We start from the raw sequence: 26,133 nt of genomic DNA, 5'->3' as shown, positions 1-26,133 counted from the left end.
ACGCAAAGGCAAGCCTTATCGGCGGACAGGAGAAGCTGTGGAGAAGAAACGTATCGGAATGAATGCTGGACCGCGCATGAAGCCGGGACAGGATATTGTCATTACCAATTACATAGCGCTGGAAGGGACTGTGAGAGCCGCGGAAATGGAGCAGCCGCTTCTTTCCCGGACACTTCCGTGGGATTTGCTGGAAACGGCCAAGTCCTTTTTTGAATACCTGAAGGATTCTCCGGAGGCCGCAGTCGCGGGACGGCATGGTGAAACAGCCATGCAAGAAGTGAGGGAAGGCGGTATATTGACGGCATTGTGGCAAATGGCAGAGCGCTGCAAGGTGGGGATGACGGTGCATCTGAGGAAGATTCCCTTGCGTCAGGAGACCATTGAGATCTGCGAAGTGCTGGATTTGAATCCCTATGGGCTTTTGTCCGGAGGATGTATGCTGATGGCTGCAGACCATGGAAATGATCTGGTCTGTGAGCTGGAAGCGGCAGGAAGAGTGCCGGCGATCATCGGAAAGGTCACAGACAGCAATGACCGCATTATCCTGAACGGAGGAAACTGCCGGTATTTGAACCGGCCTGAACCGGATGAGATAGAGAAACTTTATAAATAGAGGCAGCAGTATGCCTGGATGTCAAATCGGGAAAGGAAAAGTAAATGAGAGAAAAAATTTTATCCATCATAGAAAAGAACAGCAGGATTGATGTGAAGGATTTGGCGGCAATGCTCGGCAAAGAAGAGACTGACGTGATGAATGAAATTGCGGCCATGGAATCAGAAGGAATCATCTGCGGTTATCACACGTTGATAAACTGGGATAAGGTGACGGAGGAAAAGGTCACGGCATTGATTGAGGTGAAGGTCGCTCCCCAGAGAGGGATGGGATTTGACAGCATCGCAGAGCGTATTTACCATTACGACGAAGTACATGCGGCGTATCTGGTATCAGGAGCCTTTGATTTTATGGTCATTCTGGAAGGAAAGACCATGAAGGACGTGGCCTTGTTTGTCTCCAGCAAGCTGTCTCCGCTGGAGTCCGTACTGAGTACAGCCACACATTTTGTACTGAAAAAGTATAAGGATCACGGTACGGTCCTGGAGGAAAAAACTACAGATGAAAGGATGCTGGTGACGCCATGAGAAATCCATTATCAGAAAAAGCCGTAGCTTTGGAGCCCTCGGGCATCCGTAAATTTTTTGATATTGTCAGTGAAATGCCTGACGCTATCTCTCTTGGAGTAGGAGAGCCGGACTTTGACACTCCGTGGCATGTCCGCGAAGAAGGAATATATTCCCTGGAAAAAGGCCGGACCTTTTATACCTCCAACGCGGGACTCAAGGAGCTGAAGCAGGAGATCAGCAGCTACTTGAAGCGCCGCTGTCAGGTGGAGTACGATCCGGATCATGAAATCATGGTCACTGTGGGCGGCAGCGAAGCGATAGACCTGGCCCTTCGTGCTATGATAAATCCCGGTGATGAGGTTCTGATCCCTACACCTTGTTATGTGTCGTATTATCCGTGTGCGGTTCTGGCAGATGCTGTTCCGGTCGTTATAGAGCTGAAGGAAGAGAATGAATTCCGTCTGACGGCGGAAGAGCTGCTTGCTCATATCACACCGAAGACAAAGGTACTGATACTTCCCTTTCCAAATAATCCCACGGGAGCCATTATGGAAAGAAAGGATCTGGAGTCCATAGCCAAGGTGGTGCAGGAAAAGGATATTATGGTCATTACGGATGAGATTTATTCGGAACTGACCTACAGCGGCAGTCATGTGACGATTGCTTCCCTGCCTGGGATGTGGGAGCGGACTGTCCTGATCAACGGTTTTTCCAAGGCCTATGCCATGACCGGATGGCGGCTGGGGTATACGGCGGCCCCCAGGATGATCCTGGAACAGATGCTCAAAATTCACCAGTATGCCATCATGTGCGCCCCCACTACGAGCCAGTACGCAGCAGTGGAAGCGATGCGGAATGGAGATGACGACGTGGCGATGATGCGGGAGTCCTATGACCAGAGACGCAGGTTCGTGCTGCAAACGTTAAAGGAGATGGGACTGTCCTGCTTTGAACCCAAGGGAGCGTTCTATGTATTTCCTAATATCAAACGGTTTGGCATGAGCTCAGAGGAGTTCGCGGAGACCCTTCTTAAAGAAGAAAAAGTGGCGGTGGTGCCGGGCAGCGCCTTTGGTTCCTGCGGAGAGGGATTTATCCGTATTTCTTATGCTTATTCGCTGAAAGCGCTGAAGGAAGCCCTGGGCCGTGTGGAGCGTTTTGTGAAACGTCTGGAGGAAAAGCGGAAATGATGAACATTGTGCTCCTGGAACCGGAGGTGCCGGCCAATACCGGAAATATCGGCAGGACTTGTGTGGCCACGGGAAGCCATCTGCACTTGATCGAGCCTCTGGGCTTCAAGATCAACGAAAAGTCTCTGAAACGGGCGGGACTGGACTATTGGGACAGTCTGGATGTGACGGTATATGACAATTATTCGGATTTTCTGGAACGGAATCCGGAGGCCAGGAAACGGATTTATATGGCCACCACGAAAGGCCTGAATGTATACACGGAGGTGCCCTATGAGCCGGATGCCTATATCATGTTTGGCAAAGAAAGTGCCGGTATCCCGGAGGAGATTTTGGTGGAGCACCGGGATACGGCCATACGGATTCCAATGATAGGCGATATCCGTTCTCTGAATTTAGCGAACTCCGTGGCAGTTGTCTTATATGAAGCTTTGCGCCAGAATGGGTTTTCCCATATGAGGACGCAGGGGAAGCTGCACAGGCTTGAATGGTTTTGACAGAAAAAGACCTGCACCGGGGGGATGCAGGTCTTTTGAGTTATGGAATCTAATTGGACCGTTAAACGGTCGAAAGGGGCAATTAGACAGTAACCACAACTTATGTGGTCTTAACTTCGTAATCATTATATAATAAATATCCGTTAAAAAGCCGCTATGAAAAATGGGGTATCCGTTAAAATACCGTTAAGAAAGCAAATCCGAATGATATTCTTCTTATGTTATTTTCTTCATATGATAAAATAAACCAGAATCAAAGGTCGGATATATGATATATGTGGTTTCCAGGGGAGATACTCTATATGAGATCTCACAGAAGTTTGGAGTATCGGAAGAACGGATCGAATACGATAATCAGCTGTATGGACAGATTCATCTTGCAGAAGGCCAGGCGTTATATATCGCGGCGGGAAATACGGCTAAAATCCGCCCGATGTATATAACCGGTTATGCGTATCCTTACGTGGAGAGAACGGTTCTGCAGGAGTCTCTGCCGCTCCTCAATGAGCTTTTGGTGTTTTCCTTCGGGTATACGCTGCAAGGCGATTTGGTCTATCCGCAGGCAGACGATTTATGGCTTGTGGAGCTGGCGTGGAACTACGGCATTTCGCCGATGCTCGTCCTGACGCCCTTCGGGCCGGACGGCAAATTTAATAATTATTTGATACAGACCCTTGTTCAGGACGCGGCAATCCGGAATACTCTGGTCCAGAATCTTCTGACGGCAGTCCGTGAAAGGGGATATGCAGGGGTGGATGTGGATTTTGAATACATCCTGCCCCAGGACAGAGAGGCATATGCAGGATTTGTGGGGGAGCTGAGAAGTGTGATGAATGCCAATGGATACATCGTATCCGTGGCTTTGGCTCCAAAGACCTCGGCTGACCAGCCGGGACTGATCTATGAGGGGATGGACTACCGGCTGCTGGGACAGAACGCGGACCATGTGTTTCTGATGACATACGAATGGGGATATACTTATGGTCCTCCCATGGCCGTGGCGCCGTTAAATAAGGTGAGGGAAGTGTTAGACTACGCCGTGCAGGAGATTCCCGCCAATAAAATCATTATGGGGATTCCCAACTATGCCTATGACTGGACTCTTCCGTTTACCCGGGGGACCAGCGAGGCAAACATAATTGGAAATGTGGAGGCCGTACAGATAGCAGCAGCCCAGGGCGCTGCTATACAGTTTGAGGATGCGGCCCAAAGCCCCCATTTTACCTATTGGGAAAATGGGATACAGCATGAAGTGTGGTTTGAAGACGTGCGCAGCGTCGAGGCGAAATTGGAATTTGCGGATGCATATGGGCTGATGGGGGTAGGATATTGGAATCTGATGCGGCCCTTCCGCGCCAACTGGCTGCTGCTGCAGAGCCTGCTGGGAAAATAATTTCATCACTGGTTTTCAAGCATCCGGTAGCCGACTCCCAGCTCGGTCAGTATATATTTGGGGCTGGCCGGATTTTCCTCCAGCTTCCGGCGGATGTTGGCCATGTTTACTCGGAGTATCTGGTTGTCGTTTACGGCGTAGGGGCCCCAGATCTGTTTCAGTATATAGTCATAAGTCAGGACCTTTCCGGCATGCTGGCAGAGAAGGGCTATGATCTTGAATTCTATCTGAGTGAAGTGAATCTCTTTTCCCGCCACGGTCACGAGACGTTTGTCCAGGTCCACCATGAGATCGCCTGCACTGAACCGGGAAGCAGGTACTCCCGCGGAGGATACTACCTGGTCCGCGTGACGCAGGGCGGTCCGGATTCTGGCTGTCAGTTCGGATATGCCAAAGGGCTTTGTGATATAATCATCCGCGCCCAGATCCAGCGCCTGCACTTTCTCAGATTCATGAGTTCTGGCGGAGACGACGATGATGGGAGTATGGCACCACTGGCGTACGGAAGACAGAAAATCCAGGCCGTCCATATCCGGAAGTCCAAGATCCAGCAGGATTAGATCTGGGCAGTAAGAAGAAATCATGCTCTTTGCCTGGCTGGCGCTGCCGGCAACTACGGCGGTGTAGCCGTTTGAATGGAGAATCGTGGTTATGAAGTTACATATGCTCGCTTCGTCTTCGACGACAAGAATCGTTCGTTTGCTGCTCATGGTGTTTCCTCCTTTTGTGTCGTAAGTGGCAGGCCGAACCGGAACACCGCCCCTCCGGAGCGGGAGTTTTCTGCTTTAAAATAGCCGTTGTGGGCCTGAACGATGCTTTGGCATACGGACAGTCCTATGCCCATGCCGCGGGTAGAATCGCCTCCTGTATTCAGTGACTGGAGCTTCCCTTTTTCCAGCATTTTGAGGATTTCCTCTGTTAGACCGCGCCCTCTGTCTGAAACGGCGAAAACAGCGTAGTCTCCGTCTTTTTCCACATCCAGCAGGATATGGCTGGTATCGCCTGAATGACGGATCGCATTTTCCAGAAGATTGATCAGGACTTGCTCGATGAGTATCGGGTCCATGGGAACAAATAGGAGCTGATCTGGTACATGGGCAGTCACCTCCAGCTTGGGATAACGTTTTTTGGTCTGTGAGACCGCCTCTGCTACGATCTCCTCGGCCGCTTCTTCTGTTTTTTTCAGAGCGGTGGGAGAAGAGCTTATTTTTGTCACAATCAGCAGGTTTTCAATCATCCGGATCAGCCATTCCGAATCGTCTCGGATATCGGCCAGAAGTTTTTTTGAATTGTTGCTTAGAGCTTCGGTTGAATCGGTCAGAAGTGTAGAGCTGGAGCCGAATATGGAGGTCAGAGGAGTACGGAGGTCATGGGAAATGGCGCGCAGGAGATTGTTCCGGATCTTTTCCTGCTCTGCCACCATCCGGATCTCCTGCTGTTCTTCTGACAGCTTCTGATTCAATTCAAAAAGTTCCTTGGCCTGTTTTTCCCGGTCGACGGCTAATTCTGTCTGCCGCTTGGCTTGTGCGGTCAGGGCGCATACCGTAGTGGATACGGCAAAAAGGGTCAGAAAAGAAACCGGATAGCCGCTGAGGCTGAAATTAAACTGAGAGTAGGGGTAAGTGAAAAAATAGTTGATGCAGAACATACTTACAAGAGAAGCAAAAATTCCGTATAGATACCCCTTTGTTATGCGGGAGATAATGACCACTGCCAGAACAAAGATCAGCGCGGTATTGTTCTCCGCACCGGTCAGAGGCTGAAGAAGCCGGCAGGCCGCATAAGCGGCCAGCAGAAGGCCCGCGGTTTTTACAAAATCGGTAAGTGATAATTCAAACTTGCCCATGCAGTTTCCTCCAGGTTTTCTCTCTATGATTTTACAGGACTGCCCTTTGGCAGAGTGAAGATGAATTCGGTCCCGATGCCTTCTGTACTGATCACATCGATGTTTTCATTGTGGGCTGTGATGATCTCCTTCGTGATGGAAAGGCCGAGTCCTGTTCCGCTTTTATCTTTGCCGCGGGATGCGTCTGATTTATAGAAGCGGCTCCAGATCTTTTTCAGACTGTCCTTGGATATTCCGACGCCGCTGTCTTTTACGGAAATAAATATCTTCTCATGGCGTTCATACGTTTCAATCCATATGGTTGTATTGGGGCGGGAAAACTTTATGGCGTTGTCCGCCAGATTATACAGGACCTGCTGGATTTTTCCCATATCTGCCTGGACAAAAAAGCAGCGCTCGGCAAAGATCAGGTCGAAGTTCAGATTCTTGGGCTTGCAGATTCCTTCAAAGGCAGCTACCGTATCCCGAATGACCTGATTGATGTCAAAGGTCGTGATATCCAGAAGATTTCCCATGGAATCCAAAGACTGCAGCGCCAATGTGCTGGAGGTCAGCTTAGTCAGTCTGTCCGCCTCGGATATGACAAGCTTCATATATTTTTCGTAGAGCTCAGGCGGTATCGTGCCGTCGATCATGGCCTCCAGATATCCCTTTATGGATGTGAGAGGAGAACGAAAGTCGTGGGAGACATTGGATATGAATTTCCGCTGGTCCTCTTCTTTATTATTGAGCTCATGGGCCATATAATTCAACGTATCGGCCAGATATCCGATCTCATCTTCCGAATGGAGCTTCAGATTATACTTCAGGTTTCCAGAGGCGAATTCGTTGGCTGCTGCGGTGATCTGTTTGATGGGCTGGAAGATATAGATCCGGAATATCCACAGAATCACCAGGGAGATTGCAAAAACCACCAGGAAAGTAATGTAGATGATATTGAGGATCCTGTCTCTCACGTCGCAGATGCCGGATACAGACTGATGGAGAACGACGTATCCATAGGTGCTGAAATTAGCCGAAATGGGAGCTGTGACACTGAGAACTGAATCTTCAAATAATTCATAATAGTGGCCGATGACATAGCGGCCCCGTCCCTGTTCTGAGGGATCGAACCCTTCAATGGAAGTCCCGACAGGAAGCCCGTCACTTCGGTAAACGATTTTCCCCTGCTTTTCCACGATCCAGATGTCGGCATCAAAATAAGAGCCTATGGAAGAAAGCTGGGGCCCAAGAGATTCAAAATTTATATTGGAGCCGGAATATTTCTGCCGGCAGTTTCCGGCTATCAGGCTGGCTTCATTATAAAGCTGATCCGCCCGGTCACGTTCCAGATACTGGAGTGTCATATTGGAGGAGAAAAAAGCGATCGTAATGAAGCCAAGGATACCGAAGATCAGATAGCCGAATAAAACCTTTACATACAGGGAGACTCTCATCTCTTTACCTCAAATTTATATCCAATGCCCCAGACAGTGGACAGCTGCCATGCTGGGTGGTCGTTGATCTTCTCCCGGAGACGCTTGATATGTACGTCCACGGTCCGGGTATCGCCTACGTATTCATATCCCCAGATGTGGTCGAGAAGCTGTTCCCTGGTGAATACTTGGTTGGGGGAGGATGCAAGAAAGTAAAGGAGCTCCAGTTCCTTCGGAGGCATTTCCACAGAATGTCCCATGTAGATCACAGAGTAATTTGTCAGATTCACGATCAGATCAGGGAATTCCACGTATTGTCCCTGCTGTTCCGGTACCGGAAGGGAAGCTGGGACAGGAGGAACGGCTCGGCGCAGGACCGCTTTTACTCTGGCCACCAGCTCTTTAGAGTCAAAGGGCTTGATGATATAATCATCGGCGCCCAGTTCCAGGCCCAGGACTTTGTCAAAGACCTCTCCTTTGGCTGACAGCATGATAATGGGAACGGATGTGTCTTTTCTCAGCTCCCTGCAGACTTGATACCCGTCGATGCCGGGAAGCATCAGATCCAGGAGGATCAGATCCGGCTGAAAAGCGGGAAAGGCCTGAAGGGCAGATTCTCCGTCATGCACTATCTGGGTCTCGTAACATTCCTTTAGCAGATAAAGAGAAATCAGCTCGGCAATGTTTTCGTCGTCGTCGACTATCAGGATTTTCTGTTTGGATGTCATGTTTTCCTCCTATTTATCATAAGAAAACTGCACGATGGTGACACCGGTCCCTCCTTCTCCAAAATCCCCCAGGCGATAGGAGGATACATGGCGGCAACGTCTCAAAAACTGATGCACAGCTTTTTTCAGGGCGCCGGTTCCCCGGCCGTGAATTACTCTTACCTGGGGCAGATGGGCCAGATATGCGTCGTCGATATATTTATCCAATTCCGGGACAGCTTCGTCGGTTGTCTTTCCGATCAGATTGATTTCAGGAGAAACGGAGGAAGATTTGGACATCCGGATAGAACCGGAGTGGCTGTTTCTTTGAGTCTCTTTTTTTCCCATATTCCCTATGGGGGTGGATATGGTATCTTCCTGCAGAAGCTCCAGGTCCTTGATGTTCACCTGAGACCGCAGGATGCCCATTTGGACCGTCACTTCGCCTTTTGCATTGGGCAGGGTACTGACTGTGCCGTTCAGGTTCATGGACAGTACGCGGACGGCGTCGCCTACTCGAAAATCTTCAGGCCGGTAGGCCCTTTTGGGTTTTTGTGCTTTTACTGCCATGCTGCTGCTGACTTTATCCAGGTGGTCGCGAAGTTTCTTTCGTTCCTTTTCCAGTTCTTTGCCCACGCCGGATTTGGCGGAAAGCCGGTTGATATTCCGGATGGTTTCGTCGGCGGAGGCCTTGGCGTCGGCCAGGATTTTCCGGGCCTCTTCATTGGCCCGGGCCAGAATCTTTTCCCGATTCTCGTCCAGACGGTCCTGCTTTTTCGACAGCTGTTCTTTCAGCATGGCGATTTCCGCCTTATAGCTGTTGACCTCCAGTCGTTCCCGCTCCAGCTCCACCCGGTTCTTTTCCAGGTCAGAAAGCAGATCTTCAAAGGCGGCGTCTTCACTGCCGATGCGCTTTCTGGCGTCCTCTATAATGTAATCGGGCAGGCCGAGTTTTTTCGATATGGCGAATGCGTTGCTCTTTCCCGGTATTCCGATCAACAGGCGGTAAGTGGGCCGAAGGGTGTCCACGTCAAATTCACAGCAGGCATTTTCCACGCCGTCTGTGGACAGTGCATATACCTTGAGTTCACTGTAATGGGTCGTGGCCATGGTCCGGACCTTCATATTGTGCAGGAATGTGAGGATGGAGATTGCCAGGGCAGCTCCCTCCGCGGGGTCCGTTCCTGCCCCCAGTTCATCAAACAGGACCAAAGAGCGGCTGTCTGCTTTTTCCAAGATGGAGACGATGTTGGTCATGTGTGATGAAAAGGTGCTGAGGCTCTGCTCAATGCTCTGTTCATCACCGATATCAGCAAATACCTCGTCAAAGACTGCCAGCTGGGATCCTTCAAAAGCAGGGATATGGAGACCACTCTGACCCATCAGGGTAAAGAGCCCCACGGTCTTCAGGGAAACTGTCTTGCCGCCGGTATTGGGACCGGTGATTATCAGCAGGTCAAATTCCTTTCCCAGCTCTGCGGTGATCGGAACTACGGTCCGGGAATCCAAAAGCGGATGTCTGGCATCCTTGATATAGAGATACCCTTCTGTGTTGAAGGACGGCTCCGTGCATTTATAATGGGCGGAAAGGGCTGCTCTGGCAAAGATGAAATCCAGACGCCCGAGAAGCTCGTAATCAGACTCCAGAAAGACGGCCTGTTCCGCGGCGGAGCTGCTGAGAACAGCCAGGACCGCTTCAATTTCCTTCTGCTCCTGGGCTTCCAGCTCCCGAAGCTCGTTGTTTAATCGGATGACCGCCATGGGTTCAATAAAATAGGTAGATCCGGTAGAGGATTGATCATGTATCATTCCCGGCACCTGGGCTTTATATTCTGCTTTGACCGGCAGACAGTAGCGTCCGTCGCGGGTCGTGATGACGGCATCCTGCAGATAGGCGCGGTTTCCGTTTAAAAGGGTGTTTAACTGGCTGTGGATACGTTCTCCGGTGATCCGGATGGAGCGGCGCACATGGCGCAGCCCGGAGCTGGCGTCATCGCTCATTTCTTCCTCGGACAGGATACACCTTTGTATTTCCTGATTCAGTGGAGTCAGAGGCTCCAACAGGCTGAATGCTTCTGTTAAGGAATCGGCAATGCCGTCCTCCATATTGCTTCTTCCATAGGACTTTACCCTGGCTGCAGCCGATAAAAGACTGCTGATATGAAGAAGCTCAGACATGCCAAGGACGCCTCCGATCTGAAGACGTTTCAGGGAGCCGCGGATATCATGGACACCGGAGAAAGACAAGGGGCCATTGTGGATGACACGCGACACTGCGTCGGAAGTCTCCCTCTGGGCCAGACGGATGTCGTCGATATGAGACATGGGCTCCAGCGTCCGGCACAGTTCTCTGCCGGCAGGTGTATAGGCATGATCCGTTAAGTTTTCAATTATTTTTTCAAATTCCAAAGTATGCAGAACTTTTCGATTCATAGGCACTCTCCTCGGGTATTAGTATACCAAACTTTTTGTGATTTGGGAAAATATTTGTTAAAACACTTCAAAAATCAGGGGATATCATCTATAATAGAAACAGTGTTTCTATTTGGGCTTTGTATCTGTTGTCAAGGAGAGTTTGTATGGCAGATTTAAACGATAGGAATCAAGGGGGCCGGGAGGCTTCAGATGAGACTCCAAAGTACCCGGAGGGGGAAAAAGAGGACAGGCAGGTGACTGGGCAGGAACCGGAGCCGATGTTTGTGCGGGAGAGGATTCTGAATAAGGCGGAGAGCCGCAGAAAGTGGATCAACAGGATTGCCGTGCTGGTGGTGAGTGCGGTTATTTTTGGTGTGGTCTCCTGTCTGGTCTTTGCAGGGCTCAGGCCCTATGCGGAAAAATGGTTCAGCAAGGAGCCGCCGGAGACGGCCATTCATATACCAAAAGACGAAGAGACCACGGCCTCGGCTGAAACGGAAACGCCGGAGACGACCACGGAAGAGACGGAGACAGAGGAAGACATCAAAGATGTGGTGGAATCCGCGGTGGAGTCCTACCGCTGGAGCGTAGAGGACTATGAGAACCTATATGAAGCTATGAGCCAGACGGCTGCCGGTGTGAACACTGGGATTGTGACGGTTACGACCAGGACCCAGGAGACAGACTGGTTTAACAATACCATTGAAACGGAAGGCAAGGCTTCGGGCGTGATATGGAACGTCACGGCTTCGGAGATGCTGATTCTGACCAGCTATCAGGTCTCGGAAAATGAGACGACTGTTGAGGTGACATTCTGCAACGGGACAAAGGTCTCCGCGTTTGTAAAGGCCGCGGATGGAAAGACTGGGATCGCCATTGTCTGTGTTCCTTTGGGAAGTGTGGATGAGGTCACAAAAAGCGCGGTCAGCCAGGTGCCTCTGGGCAATTCTTTTGGCGCGAAGATTGGTCAGCCGGTGATTCTGGCTGGCAGCCCGAAAGATTATGTGGGTTCCGTAGCATATGGAATGATCACCTATGTCAGGCCCAGTGTTCAAAAGGAAGACGCGGAGGTACGCATGCTGTATACGGATGTGTCCACCAGCGCCCAGGCCACCGGTTTTGTGCTGAATCTGGACGGGCAGATCATCGGCATGATTACATCCAAAACAGTGGGGACCAATACGAGTGCCATAGGAATCTCGGACCTTAAGACAGTGATCGAACGGTTATCAAACGGCGTGCCGCTTGCATATATGGGAGTGATCGGACAGGATGTGACTGAGGAGATCAGTGAAAAGCATCAGGTCCCGAAGGGAATCTATGTGTCGGACGCAGTCCTGGAGGGACCGGCATACAATGTGGGGATTCAGAGCGGAGATGTGATTGTCGGGCTGGACGGTACTGAGGTTCTGACAGTCAAAGAACTCCAGAGCTATCTGGAGGGGAAAAATCCCGGAGATACGGTTCTGGTGAAAGCTCAGAGAATCGGCCGGGAAGGTTATACGGAAATTGAATTTCCTGTAGGATTGGGCGTACGGTGAGGGGGATTTCCGACGGTAAGCCCAGCGGAGCGGCTTTGATACAATGGAAAAAAACGGCATATCAAAAGCCGGAAAATATAACAGATAAGTAAAAGACGGGAGAATGAAATGAAATATATTGAGACTTTGCGTGAGGGCGAACGGCTTTCGGAAATTTATCTTTGCAAGACGAAGCAGATTGCGAAGACCAAAATGGGAAAGACGTATTATTCCCTTGTGCTGCAGGATAAAACCGGTGTTGTGGATGGAAAGATATGGGAGCTCTCCGGAGGCATCGACCATTTTGAAGCATTGGATTATATTAAGATCGACGGTGACGTCACCAGTTTTCAGGGGGCGATGCAGGTCAATGTCCGGCGCGTGCGGATGGCTGCGGCAGGGGAATACAATCCTGCGGATTATCTTCCCGTTTCCTCCAAGAATATTGACCAGATGTATGCGGAGCTCCTCCGCTTTGTGAAAAGTATTGAAAATGAGAAGCTGAGAACTCTGGCAGAGCGTTTTTTTGTGGAGGATGAGGCGTTTATCCGGTCATTCAAAGGACATTCGGCGGCAAAGACCGTACACCACGGCTTTGTGGGAGGCTTACTGGAGCACACTCTGAGCGTGGCACAGCTATGTGATTTTTACTGCGGCCATTATCCGGTCCTGAAACGGGATCTGCTGATCGCTGCCGCACTGTTTCATGACATTGGAAAGACGAAAGAGCTTTCGGATTTTCCGGAAAATGATTATACTGATGACGGACAGCTGCTCGGGCATATTGTGATGGGTACGCTGATGGTTGATGAGAAGCTTAAGACGGTACCGGGTTTTCCCCATAAGACGGCGTCGGAATTAAAGCATTGCATTCTGGCCCACCATGGGGAGTATGAGTACGGATCTCCGAAGAAGCCGGCACTGGCGGAGGCCGTAGCGCTGAATTTCGCGGACAATACAGATGCCAAAATGCAGACGATGACGGAGCTTCTGGCAGGCAATGCGGGCAATCGTGACTGGCTGGGATTCAACCGGCTGTTGGATTCCAATGTGCGGATGTCCACGGAGCTTTGAACCCGGAATCAGATTTAAAATTGCAGGCCGTCGGCCTTACAGACGGAAGGCGGCCGGAATAAGGAGTTTTTATATTGGAAAAAAACCAGGTTTTTCAGACGGTTATTGAAGATATGAACGAACAGGGAGAGGGTATAGGCAGAGTCAATGGCTATACCCTTTTTATTAAAGATGCAGTCATCGGAGACCGTATCGAGGGGAAAGTGGTGAAAGCCAAAAAGCACTATGGCTATGGACGCGTGCTGTCCATTTTGGAGCCGTCTCCCTTTCGGGTGTCACCCAGATGTCCCGTCGCTGCGCCCTGCGGGGGGTGCCAGCTTCAGGCGATGTCCTACGAAAGACAGCTTCAGTTTAAAGAGGACAAGGTGCGGAATCATTTGGCACGCATCGGAGGCTTTTCAGAGGACAGCCTTCCTATGGAGCCTATATTGGGAATGGAAAAAGGAGAAGAACCCTTTTCAGATAAAGAGAGTTATAGAGAAACCGGAGGAAGCGGCCCCTTTCATTACCGGAACAAGGGACAATTTCCTTTTGGAAGGGCAAAAGACGGGAGGATTGTCTATGGCTTTTACGCAGGCCGGACTCACTCCATTGTAGAAACAGAGGAGTGCTGTCTGGGAGCGCCGGTCAGCGAGAAGATCCTGCAGACCATAAAGAAGTTCATGGAAGAGTATCATATCGAGCCCTATAATGAGGAAACGCATACAGGTCTGGTGCGCCACGCTTTGATTCGGACAGGCTATCGCACAGGGGAGATTATGGTCTGCCTGGTCATTAACGGAGGCCGTTTTCCCCACGCGCAGATCTTGGCGGACCGGCTGATGAAAATAGAAGGGATGGCCTCGGTATCCTTCAATATCAACCGGGAAAGAACTAATGTGATATTGGGGGAGAAGGTGGTATGCCTGTCAGGCCTGCCTTATATTACCGATCGGATCGGCGCCCTCACCTATAAAATCTCTCCCCAGTCTTTTTATCAGGTGAACCCTGTCCAAACGGAGAAGCTTTATGGGAAAGTCCTGGAATACGCAGGACTGACAGGTTCGGAGACCGTATGGGATCTGTACTGCGGTATTGGCACCATTTCCCTGTTTCTGGCACAGAGGGCAAAGCAGGTATTCGGAGTGGAGATTGTACCGGCGGCCATAAAAAATGCCTGGGAAAATGCGGAGCTTAATGGTATTTCAAATACAGAATTCTTTGTGGGAAAGGCCGAGGATGTAGTGCCCCGGTGGTATGGGGAGCATGAGGAAGCCTCTGTGGACGTCATCGTTGTAGATCCGCCCAGGAAAGGCTGTGACGAGACACTTCTGAAGACTATGGTCCGGATGAGGCCGCAGAAGATTGTCTATGTGTCCTGCGACTCCGCCACTTTGGCGAGAGATCTGAAATATCTATGCGGGGAGGCGTACAGGCTGGAGAAGGTGCAGCCTGTGGATATGTTCCCGCAGGGGGTGCATTGCGAGGTTTGTGTGGAACTGAGGCGAAAACGATAAGATAGAAAAGGTATAGCCGTATGCTAATATTTATTAAATCTTTATGAAATAATACTATGTAAATCTATTGAATAATAAATTGAATGTGATATAATATGGGTGTCAGGACAATAGAGTTCTGGGGATTGAAAAAATAGCTTTACTTAGTGGGAAAGATAATACCTGATGTAATAGTGCATAAGCATTACGTCAGGTTTTTCTCTATTACTTTAAAGTAATAATGGGTTATGGCAAAAACGATAATTTAAGGATAGTGTCATCAGAAATTAAAGGCATACCACCGAGTTAATATGGAGGAACAAGATGGATACGTATTTTCATTTCCCCCCGGATTTATTTAATATCCTAGTGGATACAATTCCAAGATTGAATAAAACAAAGAAAGATTTATTGTTATTTTTTCAAAATGTAGGAGTGCCTAGTACATATTTGCAGCCATATTACTTACTATTAAATACAAATAGATCACAATTTAAGAAGTTTGATGTAACAAGAGAAGTTTTGGCTACTTTGAATGAACAGACAGAAAAAATGCTTGGTGTTCGGAGAAAACTTTTGCAGAGGATTGTGGAGTTTGATTCATTTGAAACATGTTACCCAAATGATAAAGACAGGGCAAAGGCAAATGTGTCTGATATTCAGAAAATAGTTAAATTAAAGGATACGGTCACAAAGTACGAGAATTATCTTAGCAGGGAACAAAGCGAAAAAATACAAGAAAAACAGAAAGTAGTTGATAAATTGTGCCAATCAAGAAAACACTTTGTTGATTTAGAACAGAGATTTGCCCAACTTTTTTCTATTCAGAACCCTCAAGAAAGAGGAAAAAAACTTGAACAGGTCCTTAATGATATTTTTATGTATTTTAAAATTGGTATAAAGGAAGATTTCGTTATTTACGATGATGAAACGGGTAAGAATTGTGAACAGATAGATGGTGTGGTGGAAATAAATCATTATCTAACATTAGTAGAAATGAAATGGGAAAAAGAACCTTTAGGCGTAGATAAAGTTGGAAGATTTATGTCACGCTTATTGGTAAGAAAAAATGTAGATGGAATTATTGTATCATATGCATCCTTTACGGAAACGGCTATCCTCACCGCGAAAGAGGCATTATCAATCTCTGTTCTTGCATTAGTCGATTTAAAAGATATATATGACGTGCTGAATCAAAAGAAAGATTTAGTGGATTTTTTCTCAGAACTTATAAAAAATGTTAAACTATATAAAAATCCCAAGCCCAGAATTGATATAAGTGGACTTAAAAATATAGATTTCAATTACTATGATTAAGTAAGTTGTTAAAGCAATGGGGCATTAAAAGTTTCACTGTGGTACAATCATGATTTTCAATAATCCGAGTTGCAGCCTATAAGAACGTGATAATGGTTTGTCTGATGGAAAAGGGTTACCGCCAAGGGATAATTAGGTTTTTAAGACATTATTATCATACACTCCACACACGTGGAAACGGTAGTATTATTGTCCAAACTTAATACTAAGTAGCATATCGAAGTGGAGTTGAATCTGGATAAGCCAGATTTGACTGCGGCTGAGAGTAAGGCCATCTATGACGAGATTAAGACATATGTTCTGGAAAAACACGGTTTGAAGGTGTCTGGCCTGTATATCTCCCAGGTTAAGCGGAAATGTGGGTTGGATGTTGGGAGGAACTATAATCTCATAAAAAAGGAAGATGCTAAAGCGCCGCAGTGTCCGCCGGAAAAGGAAGCTTCATAAAACTTGTTTTATCGTGAAGAGCACGGGGTGGAAATATACATGAAAATCCATATCGTGCTGTAAATTTTCAAAGAGATGAATCCGGAACCCTGCGCTGTCCATGAAGAAAAAGATTTCGCTTCAAAAGCTAGCGTCCAGTTTATAAGAATAACTATGGGAGAACGGAAGAACTCTATGAATGCGAATGAGGGCTGACAACATAAAAGAGAATGGTGTCCAAAGGCATCGGGCAACCGAACCATTCGCATGAATGAGGAATTGACCGCCATACATCAAGAAGTGATATCGAACCTTGAGTCAATACATGGAGCCCTTTTGCGAATGGATCGAAGGATTCAGGAAGAAGGAACATTTGGTATATTACAGCGGGACAGGTCTTACAAAAGGTTATTTCGAAGAGGCGAGAAAAATATAATTGTGGAGCTTACACTAATCTCTTGTGGTCTTGACATCTCTAAATATCATAATAAAAAGCAGCGAAAAGAAATAGCGGCTTAAAAGCTAAGAGTTACCCTCATGGGCTTATTAGGGACTGATTTTACTGCCCCTTTTTTTGTTTTTTTGATGTTTTAAATCTCATTCTATTTGTGAATAATGTTATAAGAGAAAGATTAAGTAATAAAAATCCTAATACATATTGATTAATTTTTTCTTCTCTTGTTTCTTTTAAAATATCAACTTTCAATACATCTTCATTTTGTATTTCAAGTATTTCATACTGATTTTTAACCTCAAAATTAGAACAGTTTGTATTTTTATTTATATTAAATCGGTTTTTAACAAAAAAATTCCGATTTAGAACAATAATATATAATTCATGATTTTGGTTCGTATAGCGACAGATATATGATCCATTTGTTTCAACCTTATCTTTAATAGAACCATAATGCTTTTCGATATAATTATTAATATCCTGATAAATTATTGGATACGACATAATAGAACTCATTATAAATATAATAATAAAAATCACTTCACTTAAAATATATATTAGAATAGATTTCTTTTTCATTTTGCGTTACTCCTTTGAAGTTCATAACCTAATTCAAAAAAACTAAATGGGGCTGTTTTGCCAGCCCCATAAAAATTTTAATTCCAAGATTTAATACTGTAGCTTGGATATGAGAATAATAAATGATACATTGCATTTGCATAAACGGTACTTCTATTGGCAAAAGATGATGTAGAATAATAATTGCCTTCAGTATATGTTTTATTACTATATCCAGTCTGAGTTACGGTATATTGAGTTCCATTTAAAGTATTAACGTGTCCACTGTTAGCTGTATTAATCGCTTTATGAGTTACCTTTACACTATTAGCACTCACGTAGTATGTAGGAATAAGTACCTGTGTTACTGTAAAGCCTACGCCTAAATAAGAGAAAACGTTTTTTGCTACTGTTGTTGCAGGAGAAGCAGGTAATGCAATTACTGAACTAATAAAAGATGCTAAAGCAGCTAAATTTCTATATCTCCCATTTATATCGTACTTATCCTTTGTATTAAACACTGTTTCAAAAGATAATTTTGCACCACATGTTCCAGAATTACTTCCATCGGACCAGTTCCAAGTTAGAGTTCCGGCATTGGTATAAGCCATCGGTGAATAACTGACTCCGGCTGCTTCTTTATACTCAATAGTAGAGATTTTTTGTTTACCATTAACCTGACTTGTTTCATTAATTACGGATTCTGAACGATCAACATAGTAGTTTGAAACAATTTCATTATTAACTATTTGAATAAATTCCGCATCGCCATTTTCATAATCTCTTCCTATTATCTGGATTCTTTCTCCAGTATCAATTATTTCATCTAAGCAGATGGTTTCTATATATTCATTTAATGTTTTACTTCCTTCTTCAGCACCAAATACCATTAAACTGCTTCCTAAAAGGATTACTAAAGACATTAATGTTGCTATAATTCCTCTCTTCATAATATAAACCTCCTTTTAATAGTATACGATAGTCAAAAGAGCAAAATTATTTGCCACCTTAAAAGCCCCATTGGAATCCCTCCCCGTTTACTATTTACATAGTTTTGCATTGATAGACTATATATATAGTCTATCATAAATGTCAAATTGTTACAACAAATATTTTTTAATATTTCTTATCAATTTTTTTTTTATTCTGATATTCGACAAGGTTAGTGAATTTTTATCTATTAATAAATAGTGAGACATTAATTGTTTATAAATCTTAAATGCGCTGATTTTTTCAATATATATGAAACCTAATCATTTTGCAGCTATATATATTCCCATATACATATCAAAAATAAGATGCTCCAATACACGTGGAGAAAGAGGAGATTCCGAGCTCTCTCTTTTGGTTGGCAATGCCTACTTTCGCCTGCCAAATATAAGTTAAGATAGGTTATAGCATTTACAATGGTGTCTTGCGTTAATAGATGTTTAAAATATGCTTTATTTTATGGTGTTTTCAGTGTTTGTAAATGATGGTATAATTATTAATATTGTATAGTTGCGATATGGGGTGCACCTGGAGACTGTGGCGCTGCTCGTAAAATGAAGATGCCGACGTGTGATCGGCAGGACGCAAAGGCTGCAAAACGTCTGGTGTCCGAAATATGCAACTCAATGTGGCATGTACCATAAATTAAGTAAAATTAACCTGGCGAATGATTGAAACCTGGAGGATAATATGGAATGATAGATCTTACTGCATGGATAAACGAATTTTTAACGGTATTAAATGAAAGCTTTAAAGACCGAATATGGTTTGTCGGACTGCAGGGCAGTTACGGGCGGAACGAAGCAACAGAAGCAAGCGATATTGATATGGTTGTAATTCTGGATAAATTGTCTGCACCGGATATTCAAGCTTACCGTACGATGCTGGATACATTGCCGCACCGAGAATTAGTTTGCGGTTTTCTTTCGGGAAAAAATGAAATCAGGAAATGGGAGACATCTGATCTGTTTCAGTTCTGTCATGATACGAGATCTATAAAAGGAAGTCTTGACGATCTGCTGCAGCTGGTTGACGATGCGGCTGTTACTAGAGCAATTAAAATTGGAGTATGCAACATTTACCACGCATGTGTCCATAATATGCTTTACGAGAGATGTGATGAGATTCTGAAAGGATTATACAAATCGGCATCATTTGCTGCACAGGCAATCTATTTTAAACAGAACGGAGTTTATATGAGCAGCCAGAAGGACTTGCTTGGTGTTGTTTCTGCAGAAGAAAAAGCGATTGTTCGGACTTTTCTGTCCCTGAAAAACGGCGGGGTTATTGACTTTGAAGAAATGTCTGAGCGGCTGTTTGATTGGTCTAAGAAATGGATTGATAGAATTTAACAGGTCATACAGGAAAAATCATGAAGAAAGCGAAAAAATCAAAGTATAGAAAAGCACGATTAATATTCCGCTACCTCCAGGGGTCGAAAGTCTTTTTTACCTTGGCTGTGGCGGCTTCACTGATATCGACCATATTAAACGCGCTGACTCCGCAGATTTTTCGGTTCAGCATCGACGGGGTGCTGAGCGGGGACGAGGGGAGCTTTTTTTCAGAACGCCTCTGGATATTGGCATTACTGATTGCGGCGGTTGCGGTCATGTCGGGGATTTTTACTTATATCAGCCGTATCAATACGGCGAAAGCAGGGGAGAATTTTGCCAAGAATCTGCGGGATACTCTCTTTGTTCATGTGCAGAAACTTCCGATGAAGTGGCATGACAAGCATCAGACCGGGGATATGATCCAGAGGTGCACTTCCGACGTGGAGGTGCTCCGCGGATTTGTAGTGACACAGCTTCTGGAGGTGTTCCGTACGGCGTTTCTTGTAATTACGTCGTTTGTTATGATGCTTTCCATGAATGTAAAGCTGTCCTGCATTGTCATGCTGTTCGTGCCGGTGGTAGTCGTGTATTCGACGGTGTTTTACAAGTTAATTGCAAAACGGTTCACCACTGCGGATGAAGCGGAGGGAGAGCTGTCTACGGTTGTGCAGGAAAATGCCACAGGGGTACGCGTGGTTCGGGCATTCGGCAGAGAACAGTTCGAGATGGAGCGGTTTGACGAGAAGAATGATATTTTTGCCAGGCTGTGGATCCGTCTGGGGACGCTGTCGGGCTTGTATTGGGGAATTGGTGACCTGATTACGGGGCTTCAGGTGATCGCGGTCATTATTTTCGGGGTAATGGAGGCAGTAAACGGCGCTATTTCTGTCGGTGAATTTATTGCGTTTGCCGCTTACAATTCTTCGCTTGTTTGGCCGATCCGAGGGCTTGGGCGTATTCTTTCGGATATGAGCAAAGCGGGGGTTTCTTTTGAACGAGTAGATTATATTATCCGCGCCCAGGAAGAAGCGTATGGGAAAAAAGACGCGAAATCGGAAAATGAGGAAGATGCATCCAGAAAGAAGTATGATATTTCATTCACGAATGTTTCATTTGCATATGAGAAAGGAAAGGAAGTGCTGAGGGATGTTTCGTTCACGGTTCCAGAGGGCAGGACGTTCGGTATCTTAGGCGGAACGGGAAGCGGAAAATCTACCGTGGTTCAGCTCCTTTCCAGACTGTATGAGCTGGAAGACCGTAAGGGCGGAATCTATATCGGCGGCAGGGAAATCAGAGAGATTCCCCTTGAGGAGCTGAGGAGAAGTGTCGGGATGGTGCTGCAGGAGCCGTTTTTATATTCCAGGACAATCCGGGAAAATATAGCGGCCTCTGTGCCTGACGCATCCATAGAGGAGATTCGCTGCGCTGCTCGGATCGCATGCATCGACGACGCCATTATGAATTTCCCTGACGGGTATGAGACTTTGGTCGGAGAGCGCGGCGTCACCTTATCGGGAGGCCAAAGACAGCGGGTCTCCATCGCGAGGATGCTGCTTCAAAAAGCACCAATCATGGTATTTGATGATTCTCTGTCGGCGGTGGATTCTGAGACGGACTTTAATATACGCCAAGCGCTTAAAGAGCAGATGAAGCAGGCGACGGTGATCCTGATTTCCCACAGAGTGACCTCGCTTATGGGGGCGGACAAGATAATGGTGCTGAATCGAGGGAGGATTGAAGAGTGCGGAACCCATAGGGAACTGATACAGAAAAATGGGATTTACCGCAGAATCTATGAAATCCAGATGAGCCGTGACGACAGGGAGACGATGGAGGGGTGAGAGGTGGCAGCATACGAAGAACAAGAATATAACAATCCTTTTAGCTTCCGAATTTGGAGGAAGCTGGCGCCGTTTTTTAGACCATATAAGAAATTTTTTGCGATTACCCTGGGGCTTAATATTCTGCTGGCAGGGGCGGATATTTTGGTTCCGCTGTTCCAAAGCTATGCCATTGATACGTTTATCATACCGGGTCGTTTCGAGGGACTTGGCATTTTTGCGCTTGTATATATTGGGGTAATCGCGGGACAGACGGTCTGTGTCTATGTATCAGTCCGCTCAGCGACGATCATTGAGATGAATGTGGGAAAGGATTTGAAGAGAGCCCAGTTCCGGCATCTGCAGACGCTTTCACTTTCCTACTACAATACGACGCCGGTGGGCTATATCCATGCCCGGGTGATGAGCGATACTCTGAAGATCGCAGGAATGGTCGCGTGGGGACTGGTGGATATGTTCTGGGCCCTGATTTATGTTGTCAGCGTGTTTGCGATTATGTTTATCCTAAATGTACGGTTGGCGCTCATTATTACAACGGTCGTACCGTGCATCGCCCTGCTGACGGTATATTTCCAGAACCGAATTCTCAAATGGAACCGGAAGGTAAGGCGGATCAATTCCCAGATTACGAGTGCTTACAATGAGGGGATTACCGGAGTGAAGACGTCCAAGAGCATGGTCATTGAGAAGGACAATGAAGGCCGTTTTTTTGAGCGGACCGGAGACATGCGTCAGGCAGCCATCCATTCGGCGAAGCTGAACGCCGTTTATATTCCGGCTATTTTGTTTTTCAGCTCGGTTGCTTCTGCTTTAGTATTGGCGAGGGGCGGCTATATGGTGCGGGAGAATCTTATAAAGCTTGGCACTTTGTCGGTATTTATCTCTTATGCGGTCGTTATTTTTGAGCCGGTTCAGCAGCTTGCCAGGCTGCTGGCGGATTTGATTTCCTGTCAGGCAAACATTGAGCGGGTGATGGATTTGCTGGAACAAAAGCCGGATGTGGCAGATCGTCCTGATGTGCTTGAAAAGTATGGAGATGCTTTTTTTCCGAATCGGGATCATTGGGAAAAGATTCGGGGAGATATTGTATTTGAAGATGTCACTTTTAGGTATCCGGACGGAAAGGAATATGTATTGGATCATTTTAACCTCCATGTTTCTGCCGGTACGAGTGTTGCGATCGTTGGTGAAACAGGGGCGGGGAAATCTACCCTTGTGAATCTGGCGTGCAGATTTTTTGAACCTACCGGGGGGAGGATTCTGATTGACGGTGTGGATTACCGGGAGCGGTCACAGCTATGGCTGCACAGTCAGATTGGCTATGTGCTGCAAAATCCCCATCTTTTTTCGGGAACCGTGCGGGAGAATATCCGATATGGACGGCTGGATGCAACGGATGCGGAAATCGAGGAGGCGGCGAAAAGCGTGTCTGCGGATAAAGTTGTAGAAAAGATGGAAAAGGGATATGACAGTGATGTGGGCGAGAGCGGAGGCCTGCTGTCCACAGGAGAGAAACAGCTGATTTCATTTGCTCGGGCGGTTTTGGCAGATCCGGCTATTTTTGTCCTGGACGAGGCGACCTCCTCCATCGATACACAGACGGAAAGGCTGATTCAGGATGCAACGGACCATCTGCTGAAGGGACACACTTCCTTTGTTATTGCTCACCGCCTCTCCACTATCCGCAAGGCGGATTTGATTCTGGTTGTTAAAGATGGAAAGATCATCGAACGGGGCGCTCACCTGGAATTGCTGGCTCAAAAGGGATACTATTATGAATTGTATTCCAGGCAGTTTAAGGAGGAAGAGGCTTTGAAAGTATATGCCTTTGAATATCTTTAAAACAAACTTATTTCTATAACTAGATAAGGCAGAATGAATTCCAGTCTCCTGTGAGCGGTACCGCCGGAACGGAGATAAAGCGGCCTCTGCATCGCCAGCGAACCGAAATCGTGACGGCCCGGCACTACTGCCGGTGCTAAATTGGAGCTGATTAAAAAAGATTCCAAAAAGTATTTTATATTATATGAAGGAGAGCCGGGAAGGACCTGAGTAAAAGAAGGGGAGCTTTGGCAAATTAGTTTATTTTAAGGTGTTTTTAGTGCTTGTAAATGGTGGTATTATTATTATCAGGTTACAATGATGCAGTAAAAGATCAACAGAAATATCCAATTGATAGCAGCAGAAAGGGACGTCTATGAAATATCTTGCACATATCAGCGAGGATAAAAAGCGGGACCAGACCATAAAAAGTCATTTAGAGGGGACGGCGCTTTTGGCAAAAGAATTTGCAATAGAGTTTGGTTATGGGGACTGGGGATATTTCTGTGGAATGCTTCATGACATTGGAAAATATTCGGCTAAATTTCAGGAGCGTATCCAGGGAAGCGGTGAGAAGGTGGACCATGCCACGGCGGGTGCGCAGTTGTGTCTGCGGTTAGGAAAGGAAAAAGGCGGCTTTTATCTTGCGCCTGCATACTGCATTGCCGGTCATCATGCGGGACTTCCGGATACGGGATCAAGTGCGGATACGGGAGATAGAGGGACTTTCGCAGGCAGGATGAAGAAGAAAATAGAAGATTATGAGGTATATCGGGAAGAAATTTCTGTTCCTTCTCTTTTGCCTCCGGCTTTTACAGTATCAGGGAAAAAAGACCCGACCTTTACCATGAGCTTTTTGATTCGCATGCTGTATTCTTGTCTTGTGGACGCTGATTATCTTGACACTGAGGACTTTATGAAGGATGGCCGGACATGCAGGATGGCTGGAGAAAGTATTCCGTTATTATTGGAAAAATTGAACCGCCATATAGAGAAATGGCTTGAGAATGAAGAGAGGGATACGATTAATGGCCGTAGAACGGAGATTCTCAATTCCTGCATCGCAAAGGGAAAGGAAAAAAGAGGGTTGTTTCGCTTGACTGTTCCGACAGGGGGCGGAAAGACGGTAGCGTCTTTGGCATTTGCACTAAACCATGCGGCGGAGCACAGGATGAAGCGCATTATCTATGTGATTCCGTATACCAGCATCATCGAACAGAATGCAAAAGTGTTCAGCAATATTTTGGGTGAAAAAAATGTGCTGGAGCATCACAGTGGAATTGATTATGAAAGCTCGGATGAGCTTATGCCAAAACAACTGGCAGCAGAAAACTGGGATTTACCTGTTGTGGTTACGACCAATGTCCAGTTTTTTGAGTCTTTGTTTTCCAATAAGTCTTCAAAATGCAGGAAATTACATAATATTGCAAACAGCACTATCATATTTGACGAGGCTCAGATGCTGCCGAATGATTATTTGCGTCCATGTATCGCCTCGATGGAAGAACTGATTCGTCATTATGAATGCAGTATAGTACTGTGTACCGCAACCCAGCCGTCTCTGAAACCATTTTTCCCGGAAGATATGCATCAATTGGAATTGTGCCCGCGGATGGAAGAGCAGTTCCGGTTTTTTAAGAGAGCTATTTTTAAGAATTTGGGGAAAATAACAGAGGAAGAGCTCATAAACTGGCTGAGGATGGAAGAACAAGCGTTATGTATTTTGAATACCAAAAATAGTGTACAAAAGCTGTATGAAAAAATAAAGGGGGAAGGTGTCTATCACCTATCAACTTTCATGTATCCCCGTCACCGCCAGGAGCAGCTGGCTGCCATAGGGCAGAGATTGGCGGCAGGCCAAAAATGTATCGTAATCGCAACCAGTTTAGTAGAAGCCGGTGTTGACCTGGACTTTCAGGCCGTATACAGGGAATTGTTTGGAATAGATTCCATGATACAGGCGGCAGGCCGGTGCAACAGGGAGGGAAAGAGGGATGCCCAGACTAGTTTTGCCTGCTATTTTCAGCTGGAGGAGACCCGGAAGATTCCGGGGCAGGAACAGCAGATTGATACGGCAAAACAAGTAATACGAAGATATGAGGATATCGCCTCCCTTGAGGCGGTGCAGGAGTATTTCACGAGACTGTATCATTTCAAAGGTTCTGCCCTGGATAAAAAGAACATTATGGAAGAATTTCAAAAAGGCCGGTTTGCCTTTGCTGCGGTCGGAAAAGAATTCAAATTAATTGAACAGAATACAAAAACAATTCTGATTCCCGTTGAAGAACGTGCGAAAGAAATAGCGGAGGAATTGAGATATAAAGGGGTTTCAAAAAGATTGATTCGAGAAGCGGGACAATACTGCATTAATGTCTATGATAATCTGTTTCAAAAAATGATCGGGGCGGGGATGCTTGTTGGAGTGTCAGAAGAGCTGAAAGAAGAGTTTTTTGTTTTAAAAGACTGCGGCGATTACTCGAAAGAGACCGGCCTGCGGGTTAATGTGGGACTCGGTATGGATGTATGGTTATAAAATGTCAGAGAGAGCCAGAATAAACTGGCTCTCTCTGTGGATTTTCGACAATAATTCAATTCAAACTTATCTTTGACACAAGATATACGATAAAATAAATAAGATAGAATAGAATTGCAAATAGTATAAAAATGTATGAAAAATAACAAAAAATTATATTGTAAATAATGGATTTATGATACTATATAACTAATAATGATGATAAAAA

Annotated in this window: 20 protein-coding genes and 2 pseudogenes; 15 read left to right on the top strand and 7 right to left on the bottom strand. The window is 46.2% G+C overall.

What is annotated here, in order from left to right; all coding sequences use genetic code 11:
* Positions 1 to 37 precede the first annotated feature (37 nt).
* The 5 genes from LQE92_RS11025 (at position 38) to LQE92_RS11005 (ending at position 4,199) form a co-directional block, all read left to right on the top strand.
* Positions 38 to 613, top strand: coding sequence for an AIR synthase-related protein (locus LQE92_RS11025; RefSeq protein WP_231063014.1), 576 nt, complete (start codon positions 38 to 40; stop codon positions 611 to 613).
* A 44-nt stretch (positions 614 to 657) separates the two neighbouring features.
* A complete protein-coding gene (locus LQE92_RS11020; RefSeq protein ID WP_147595360.1) occupies positions 658 to 1,140 on the top strand; it encodes an Lrp/AsnC family transcriptional regulator in 483 nt (160 codons plus the stop codon).
* Positions 1,137 to 2,309, top strand: a complete 1,173-nt coding sequence (locus LQE92_RS11015; protein ID WP_231063013.1) for an aminotransferase class I/II-fold pyridoxal phosphate-dependent enzyme — start codon at positions 1,137 to 1,139, stop codon at positions 2,307 to 2,309. The genes LQE92_RS11020 and LQE92_RS11015 overlap by 4 nt, the downstream gene beginning before the upstream one ends.
* A complete protein-coding gene (locus tag LQE92_RS11010; RefSeq protein ID WP_231063012.1) occupies positions 2,306 to 2,806 on the top strand; it encodes a tRNA (cytidine(34)-2'-O)-methyltransferase in 501 nt (166 codons plus the stop codon). The genes LQE92_RS11015 and LQE92_RS11010 overlap by 4 nt, the downstream gene beginning before the upstream one ends.
* Positions 2,807 to 3,074: 268 nt before the next feature.
* On the top strand, positions 3,075 to 4,199 hold the full coding sequence (locus LQE92_RS11005) for a LysM peptidoglycan-binding domain-containing protein (protein WP_231063011.1): 1,125 nt from the start codon (positions 3,075 to 3,077) through the stop codon (positions 4,197 to 4,199).
* 5 nt (positions 4,200 to 4,204) lie between these two features.
* On the opposite strand, the gene LQE92_RS11000 is transcribed toward LQE92_RS11005, so the two are convergent.
* The 5 genes from LQE92_RS11000 to LQE92_RS10980 are packed head-to-tail and all read right to left on the bottom strand — an operon-like array spanning position 4,205 to position 10,600.
* Positions 4,205 to 4,909 (bottom strand): response regulator, encoded by a 705-nt coding sequence (locus LQE92_RS11000; protein WP_231063010.1) that lies wholly within the window; start codon positions 4,907 to 4,909, stop codon positions 4,205 to 4,207.
* The gene (locus tag LQE92_RS10995) at positions 4,906 to 6,045 is read right to left on the bottom strand and encodes a sensor histidine kinase (RefSeq protein WP_231063009.1); all 1,140 of its coding nucleotides are present in this window, start codon (positions 6,043 to 6,045) and stop codon (positions 4,906 to 4,908) included. The genes LQE92_RS11000 and LQE92_RS10995 overlap by 4 nt, the downstream gene beginning before the upstream one ends.
* A 23-nt stretch (positions 6,046 to 6,068) precedes the next feature.
* Entirely contained in the window at positions 6,069 to 7,481 is a 1,413-nt protein-coding gene (locus tag LQE92_RS10990) for a HAMP domain-containing sensor histidine kinase (RefSeq protein WP_231063008.1), read from the bottom strand.
* The gene (locus LQE92_RS10985) at positions 7,478 to 8,188 is read right to left on the bottom strand and encodes a response regulator transcription factor (RefSeq protein ID WP_231063007.1); all 711 of its coding nucleotides are present in this window, start codon (positions 8,186 to 8,188) and stop codon (positions 7,478 to 7,480) included. The genes LQE92_RS10990 and LQE92_RS10985 overlap by 4 nt, the downstream gene beginning before the upstream one ends.
* Positions 8,189 to 8,197: 9 nt before the next feature.
* Positions 8,198 to 10,600 carry an endonuclease MutS2 gene (locus LQE92_RS10980; protein WP_231063006.1) on the bottom strand — a complete coding sequence of 801 codons (2,403 nt, stop codon included), beginning with the start codon at positions 10,598 to 10,600 and terminating at the stop codon, positions 8,198 to 8,200.
* A gap of 146 nt (positions 10,601 to 10,746) precedes the next feature.
* Here LQE92_RS10980 and LQE92_RS10975 point away from each other — a divergent pair, with 146 nt between their 5' ends.
* The 6 genes and pseudogenes from LQE92_RS10975 to LQE92_RS14740 all read left to right on the top strand — a co-directional run.
* Complete coding sequence (locus LQE92_RS10975; protein WP_231063005.1) at positions 10,747 to 12,123, top strand: S1C family serine protease; 1,377 nt, start codon at positions 10,747 to 10,749, stop codon at positions 12,121 to 12,123.
* A 108-nt stretch (positions 12,124 to 12,231) separates the two neighbouring features.
* Positions 12,232 to 13,176 carry a 3'-5' exoribonuclease YhaM family protein gene (locus LQE92_RS10970; protein ID WP_231063004.1) on the top strand — a complete coding sequence of 315 codons (945 nt, stop codon included), beginning with the start codon at positions 12,232 to 12,234 and terminating at the stop codon, positions 13,174 to 13,176.
* Between the two features lie 74 nt (positions 13,177 to 13,250).
* Entirely contained in the window at positions 13,251 to 14,672 is a 1,422-nt protein-coding gene (gene rlmD, locus LQE92_RS10965; RefSeq protein WP_231063003.1) for a 23S rRNA (uracil(1939)-C(5))-methyltransferase RlmD, read from the top strand.
* A gap of 303 nt (positions 14,673 to 14,975) precedes the next feature.
* Positions 14,976 to 15,968, top strand: a complete 993-nt coding sequence (locus LQE92_RS10960) for a restriction endonuclease (protein WP_231063002.1) — start codon at positions 14,976 to 14,978, stop codon at positions 15,966 to 15,968.
* A gap of 162 nt (positions 15,969 to 16,130) precedes the next feature.
* Positions 16,131 to 16,415, top strand: a pseudogene (locus tag LQE92_RS14655) (23S rRNA (uracil(1939)-C(5))-methyltransferase RlmD); the annotation flags it as partial.
* A gap of 38 nt (positions 16,416 to 16,453) precedes the next feature.
* Positions 16,454 to 16,913 (top strand): annotated as a pseudogene (locus tag LQE92_RS14740) (transposase); the annotation flags it as partial.
* 40 nt (positions 16,914 to 16,953) lie between these two features.
* Here LQE92_RS14740 and LQE92_RS10945 read toward each other — a convergent pair.
* Together LQE92_RS10945 and LQE92_RS10940 are read right to left on the bottom strand one after the other, a co-directional pair.
* Positions 16,954 to 17,427: a hypothetical protein gene (locus LQE92_RS10945; RefSeq protein ID WP_231063000.1), complete on the bottom strand. Its 474-nt coding sequence runs from the start codon at positions 17,425 to 17,427 to the stop codon at positions 16,954 to 16,956.
* A gap of 77 nt (positions 17,428 to 17,504) precedes the next feature.
* A complete protein-coding gene (locus LQE92_RS10940; RefSeq protein WP_231062999.1) occupies positions 17,505 to 18,356 on the bottom strand; it encodes a hypothetical protein in 852 nt (283 codons plus the stop codon).
* 735 nt (positions 18,357 to 19,091) lie between these two features.
* Here LQE92_RS10940 and LQE92_RS10935 point away from each other — a divergent pair.
* From LQE92_RS10935 to cas3, 4 genes are all read left to right on the top strand, one after another.
* Entirely contained in the window at positions 19,092 to 19,748 is a 657-nt protein-coding gene (locus LQE92_RS10935; RefSeq protein WP_231062998.1) for a nucleotidyltransferase domain-containing protein, read from the top strand.
* A gap of 20 nt (positions 19,749 to 19,768) precedes the next feature.
* The gene (locus LQE92_RS10930; protein WP_231062997.1) at positions 19,769 to 21,571 is read left to right on the top strand and encodes an ABC transporter ATP-binding protein; all 1,803 of its coding nucleotides are present in this window, start codon (positions 19,769 to 19,771) and stop codon (positions 21,569 to 21,571) included.
* 3 nt (positions 21,572 to 21,574) lie between these two features.
* Positions 21,575 to 23,413: an ABC transporter ATP-binding protein gene (locus LQE92_RS10925; protein WP_231062996.1), complete on the top strand. Its 1,839-nt coding sequence runs from the start codon at positions 21,575 to 21,577 to the stop codon at positions 23,411 to 23,413.
* A gap of 355 nt (positions 23,414 to 23,768) precedes the next feature.
* Positions 23,769 to 25,925 carry a CRISPR-associated helicase Cas3' gene (gene cas3, locus LQE92_RS10920; RefSeq protein ID WP_231062995.1) on the top strand — a complete coding sequence of 719 codons (2,157 nt, stop codon included), beginning with the start codon at positions 23,769 to 23,771 and terminating at the stop codon, positions 25,923 to 25,925.
* Positions 25,926 to 26,133: the final 208 nt, after the last annotated feature.

Source organism: Lientehia hominis (assembly GCF_021044755.1).
Lineage (GTDB): Bacteria > Bacillota > Clostridia > Lachnospirales > Lachnospiraceae > Lientehia > Lientehia hominis.
This window is presented reverse-complemented; position numbering and strand designations above follow the sequence as displayed.